General features: G+C 65.1%; 7 protein-coding genes. 5 read left to right on the top strand and 2 right to left on the bottom strand.

Translation table 11 applies throughout. The features are described from left to right. Positions 1 to 15 precede the first annotated feature (15 nt). Positions 16 to 519: a hypothetical protein gene (locus I55_RS26325; RefSeq protein ID WP_044563697.1), complete on the bottom strand. Its 504-nt coding sequence runs from the start codon at positions 517 to 519 to the stop codon at positions 16 to 18. A gap of 485 nt (positions 520 to 1,004) precedes the next feature. Between I55_RS26325 and I55_RS26320 the strand changes: the two genes are divergently transcribed. Beyond that, positions 1,005 to 1,418 (top strand): hypothetical protein, encoded by a 414-nt coding sequence (locus tag I55_RS26320; protein ID WP_148293972.1) that lies wholly within the window; start codon positions 1,005 to 1,007, stop codon positions 1,416 to 1,418. A gap of 53 nt (positions 1,419 to 1,471) precedes the next feature. Here I55_RS26320 and I55_RS26315 read toward each other — a convergent pair whose 3' ends face one another. Further along, positions 1,472 to 1,939 (bottom strand): helix-turn-helix transcriptional regulator, encoded by a 468-nt coding sequence (locus tag I55_RS26315; RefSeq protein WP_044563695.1) that lies wholly within the window; start codon positions 1,937 to 1,939, stop codon positions 1,472 to 1,474. A 146-nt stretch (positions 1,940 to 2,085) separates the two neighbouring features. Between I55_RS26315 and I55_RS26310 the strand changes: the two genes are divergently transcribed. The 4 genes from I55_RS26310 to I55_RS26295 all read left to right on the top strand — a co-directional run. After that, on the top strand, positions 2,086 to 2,343 hold the full coding sequence (locus I55_RS26310) for a hypothetical protein (RefSeq protein WP_044563694.1): 258 nt from the start codon (positions 2,086 to 2,088) through the stop codon (positions 2,341 to 2,343). Next, positions 2,340 to 2,969, top strand: coding sequence for a hypothetical protein (locus tag I55_RS26305; protein WP_044563693.1), 630 nt, complete (start codon positions 2,340 to 2,342; stop codon positions 2,967 to 2,969). The genes I55_RS26310 and I55_RS26305 overlap by 4 nt, the downstream gene beginning before the upstream one ends. A gap of 23 nt (positions 2,970 to 2,992) precedes the next feature. Further along, positions 2,993 to 4,210 carry a hypothetical protein gene (locus I55_RS26300; protein ID WP_044563692.1) on the top strand — a complete coding sequence of 406 codons (1,218 nt, stop codon included), beginning with the start codon at positions 2,993 to 2,995 and terminating at the stop codon, positions 4,208 to 4,210. Between the two features lie 77 nt (positions 4,211 to 4,287). Then, the coding region (locus I55_RS26295; protein WP_199902732.1) for a hypothetical protein at positions 4,288 to 4,767 on the top strand (480 nt) is incomplete at its 3' end.

Genomic DNA, 4,767 nt, shown 5'->3' with positions numbered 1-4,767 from the left:
TGATNGCATCCCGCTCTAGGCTGGATAGGCGGGCGGCAGGGCGCGTATGGGAACCTCCACCGCCAGGGACGGCAGCGGGCTGAAGGGTGGCACCAACACCAGGCCACGCTCCAGCGTCCACAGGGCGGCCTCCCGGCTGTCGCCCGCCTCTTCCGCCATGCCGGCGCGCGCCAGCACGTCGGCTTGGCGCAGCAGGCTGGCTGCGGCTTCCATGCGCACGCGCAAGGTGGCGGCGGGGCGCAGGTCCGCCTCCCCGAACTGGCCATAGGTCTGTAACGCCGCTTCCAATCGGCCCACGCTCTCCAGCGTCTGCTCCAGCGCCGGCTCGGCCGTTTCCGACAATTCCTCCAGCGCCGCTCGGCCCTGGCCCTGTTTCAGGCGGTGGCTGGCCAGGCGGACGCTGAGCGCGGCGTGGGCCGCCAGGCGGGCCAGTGCCGGCACCTGTGCCGCCAACGCGGGTACGGTGGGGTGCGGCGGGGTGGCCGTCGCGGAGACGGGGGCGGGCGGGGACGGCGGCATGGGCGAGGCTCCTGTCATTTTCGGAAAGGAACCCCGGGGTGGCGGCGGCCGATTGGCGCCTGCTCACCCCGGGGAAGGGGCGACCCGCCGGGGAGGGGCAGGGGCGGGTCGCCATCGCCGGTCGCGCCGATGGGGGAAAGCGCCGGCCGGTGAGGATTACCCTGCCAGGAGAAAAATACCCCGTCAAGGGAATTCGGAAGAATAATCCCCATATGGAGGTAAACACCCTCATCCTCATTCCCGGGAGCCTTAGTGGCGACCGCTTGACCGTTCCCGCTCTAAATGAGAACGTATAGGGAACATATCGACCGTGTGGCGCAGGGTGAATTTCGGCCGGCGACGCACGTTAACCGGGAGTTTGGCTTGTGAATTTATCCATAGGATATTGATTTTACGGAGAGTTGGGGCCGAAGCCGCGCATTGCTGCCGGCCCATAGCCATGGCATCGGCCCATTGTGGAACCCATCGCGGATCAGAGGAGTGGAATGTCGGGTCGCACGGTGCAACGGCGCTTGCCCCTGGCCGGGGAGGATTATCCCGGTGAGTCCAAGGCCCCGTCTCCAGGACGGCAAAGGGTCTTGGTGGGCGGCGTGCCGGTGGTGGCGGCGGTGACCGATACCTGGCCCTGGACCTTGTTGACCCTGGCCCACCATCGCCAGGTGGACATGGTATCCGCCCTGCATCAGGTGGCCGGTGGCGTGGCCATTGCCGCCGACGCCTGGATCGCGCTGGAGGCATCGGCCGGCACGGGCGGCAGGCAGCCGGCCTTGCGCGCACGACTGTATCTGGTGGACACCTTGCCGGTGGACGCCAACGCGGGTGCCGACGAGGGAGAGGTGCCAGCGGACCTGCTGCTTAGCCGTGACCTGGCGGCCTGCCTGGGGTGGGCGTCATGCTGATATGCGCATTATCCGCAATGGACGCTGGCAGCGGCTGGCGAGGCGGTGTCGTCTCAGCGGCGGCCGATCTCGCGCTCGATCTTCAGCTTTTCCAGGTCCAGCTGGAACAGGCGTGTCAGCTGGGCCGCCAGATCCAGGTCGCCCTGGCGGTAGGCGGCGCGCACCTTGTCCAGCACCGCGTCCAACACAGCATGGTCCGGCAAGGCCGGGGGCGCCTCCCCCTGATAGGGCGGCTGCGTGGGGGTGGCCATGCGGCTGTTGTCCGAGTCGTCGTCCAGGCGGCTTTCGCCGATCAGATCCTCGATTCGGCATCCCAAACCACGGGCGATCTTATAGATGGTGTCGGCGCGGGGCGAGGCGGACTTGCCGTACATGATGCCCTTGATGGTGCCTTCGTTGAGGCCGGCCGTCCGTTCGAATTCCGCGTATCCCAGGCCCAACGTCGTCAGACGCCGCCCCAGCCGCTCAGCCAGGGGGCTGGGCGCGGGGGCGTTGGGGATGGATGGTGCGGCACTGGTCATGTGGAGAAATTTACCCTGGGGCGATGCCACCGTCTCGGGGGAATTATACCCTAGCTTCTGGGGGAAATTTACCCTACTCTTGGCGGCATGACCAGGGGCTTGTGCGGCCCGTCGGTCGTACGACCCAGAAAAGGAAAGGAAGCCCCATGTCCCCCCGTTCCCGGGGTGCTGCCCCATTCGTGTCCGCGCCCGGTGGCGCGGCTGTGCCCGTCACCACCAGCCTGTCGGGCAGGGTGGGGCGGACGCCATCCACGCCCGATGACCTGAAGTCCATGGCCATCGCCGCCTGGCACAAGCGCGGCGTGGCCATGATCCGGCCTGACGATTTGCCCAACGAATTCGATCGCCTGGCGGTGGAAGCCATCGCCACCACCCTCTACGGCAAAAGGACGCCTACGGAATGACCACGCCCATCCCTTCTTCCGCCGCCGCCACTATCCCCGCCCGCAAGGCGCCGCCGCGCCGCCGTGCCGGCCGCCCGCGCAAGTCCGGCGCCCGCCATGCCTGCGGTCAACTGGTGCAGCCCTCCGACCCCGCCGTCCTGTCCAAGACGTTGGAGCGCCGGGCGGATCTGCTGGGCGCCGTGGCGCCGGTGCCGACAGATCAACTGCTGGACCAACGCGTGGGCCAGCCCTTGGGCCAGCTTCTGCTGCGGGGCCGCCTGACCCAGCGCCAGCACGATGCCGGCCAGGCGGTGGGTGGCCTGTGGCGCGCCTGGCTTTCGTTGGCGGAGGCGCCCAAGCCCCATGCCTATGTGCCCGAATCCGGCACGGGCATCGGGCGCCCGGATGTGGATCCGGACCGCTGGGCCCGTACGGGGGAACGCATGGCCGAGACCCGCGCCCTCATCCAGACCAGCGGCCCGCACGGCGTACTGGCCCTGACTTTGGTGGAAGGACTGTGCGCCGACGAGATCATGCCCCGCCGCTTCGAGGCCGGCTGGCAGGGGGGTGACTGGCCCCTGGGGTGGGGGGCCCTGACCGCCGCGCTGGACGCGTTGGCCGACCACTATCGCCTGCCCCGCGATTGATCCCGGGCCAGAGGAGACTCCGCATGACCCCGCCCCCGTCCTCCGATACGGCGACCGATCATCCCGCCGTGGCCGCTGCCTGGCGCGACCGCCGCCGCCAGGGCCTGAACCCGTACCCTGTTCTAACCCCGGCCGGCCTGGTGTTGGGCGCCGGCACCGTGCTGGCCAAGCGGGCCAATGATACCTGGGCGCCGCAGGCGTTGCAGATCGACGCCGGCCGCCTGCTGGCTCTGCTCTCCATCGCCTATGATCGCCGGCACACGGTGGATCAAGCCCACCGCATCCTGGCCAAGGTCCAGGCCGCCGGCCGCGCCCTGGCGGCGGGGGAGCCGGTGCAGGCGGCGATCCACCTGGCCCACGCTGGCCTGGGCGCCCTGCCCGACCCGGGCGCCGCCCGGCGCTTGTTCCTGGCGGAAGTTCTCCTGGATGAGGGGATGAGCTCGGACGCCTTGATGAAGGTGGCAGGCGTTGCCCTGACCAAATACAGACCCGATCAACCGAGGGACGACCATGGACGTTGGGCTGTGGAGGGCAATTCCGGCATGAACGTCGCTTCAGGGCCGCGCTTTCTGGTCACCCCTGATGAGGAAAATGGCGGATTATCCCGTCCACTGGCCGCCCGCGCCGCCGTATCCACGGTCGCGCCAGTGAGGCAGTGGCAGCGTCTATGGGAACAGCATCGGGGCCCCGAATTTCTCGCCGGCCTCGCATCGGCGGAAGAGTCCGAAAAGGGGCGCCAGGATTCTTTCGGCTACCGGGCTTTTAAGCATAACCCTAACACCGATAAGAAGAATCCGGACATTGGCGACGACAACGCCCTGGGGCGTTATCAAATTCTGGAGAGTAGTTTAGTTCGTCTTGGCCTGAAATCTGGGCGGCACGACAATGAATGGGATACAGATTTCGGGAGAGCGAATAAAATAAGGAATGATGATGATTTCTTGAACAGCGAAGATGCGCAAGAATCCGCAATCGATGTCTATAGAAAGGAATTGGAACACCATGTCCGTGAGCTGGACAAGGAATACTCTGGAAAGACGTTTATCGGACATTTGGGGGAGAAAATAACGATAACGAAATCCGGTCTTGTCGCCGCCGCGCATCGGGCGGGAATTGTTCGCCTCAGGAGTTATCTCAGAAAATTCAACGGAGCGGACACCAGGGGGAAGAATCTGACGGAGCACGATAAGTGGGTCGAGACACGGTTGCGTTTGTTTCAGAATATACCCTATGGAGATTGATATCAGGACGCTGATGGCCGTAATCAGCGGATATAGCTGTAAAAGTTCCCACCTTTTGGAAATGGGGGCGGATGTAAATGCAAAATTGCCTCGCAAGGCTGCTTACCGTGGTATTGATCGGCGTCGTCGTTTTCGTGACGCCTTCTCCAGGCTATGGCGCCAAAAGGAAGGCTGTGGATGCGGCCAATGATCCCGACCAATCTCGTTTTGATGATCCCAGCATGGGCCGTTACATGCTGCGCAGCAGTGTCCTTATCGGTCTGGAATTAAAGCGAGGCTGGGGAATCAAGGGTTGGGGACGGACGGATTTCGCGAAGGCGTTCCACCTCTCCAGCGACAATGATTTCCTCAATAGTGAGGAGGCGCAGGAGGGAGCTATATCCACCCTGCTCGCATATCAGGAGGTGGCGCTTGCCTCTGTGCTTGAACAATATGAGGGGAAGACCTTTACGGGAATATCGGGCGCCAGAGTCAAGGTTACTAAGTCGGGGGTTATGGCGGCGGGCCAACGCGCAGGCGCGGCGGCGGTAGTTGCCTATTTCAAGGCGTTTGACGGG

Source organism: Azospirillum sp. B4 (assembly GCF_000333275.1).
Classification (GTDB): domain Bacteria; phylum Pseudomonadota; class Alphaproteobacteria; order Azospirillales; family Azospirillaceae; genus Nitrospirillum.
This window is presented reverse-complemented; position numbering and strand designations above follow the sequence as displayed.

Coding starts and splice junctions, on each gene's coding strand:
- I55_RS26325 (WP_044563697.1), bottom strand. CDS start 519: ATGCCGCCGTCCCCGCCCGCCCCCGTCTCCGCGACGGCCACCCCGCCG.
- I55_RS26320 (WP_148293972.1), top strand. CDS start 1,005: ATGTCGGGTCGCACGGTGCAACGGCGCTTGCCCCTGGCCGGGGAGGAT.
- I55_RS26315 (WP_044563695.1), bottom strand. CDS start 1,939: ATGACCAGTGCCGCACCATCCATCCCCAACGCCCCCGCGCCCAGCCCC.
- I55_RS26310 (WP_044563694.1), top strand. CDS start 2,086: ATGTCCCCCCGTTCCCGGGGTGCTGCCCCATTCGTGTCCGCGCCCGGT.
- I55_RS26305 (WP_044563693.1), top strand. CDS start 2,340: ATGACCACGCCCATCCCTTCTTCCGCCGCCGCCACTATCCCCGCCCGC.
- I55_RS26300 (WP_044563692.1), top strand. CDS start 2,993: ATGACCCCGCCCCCGTCCTCCGATACGGCGACCGATCATCCCGCCGTG.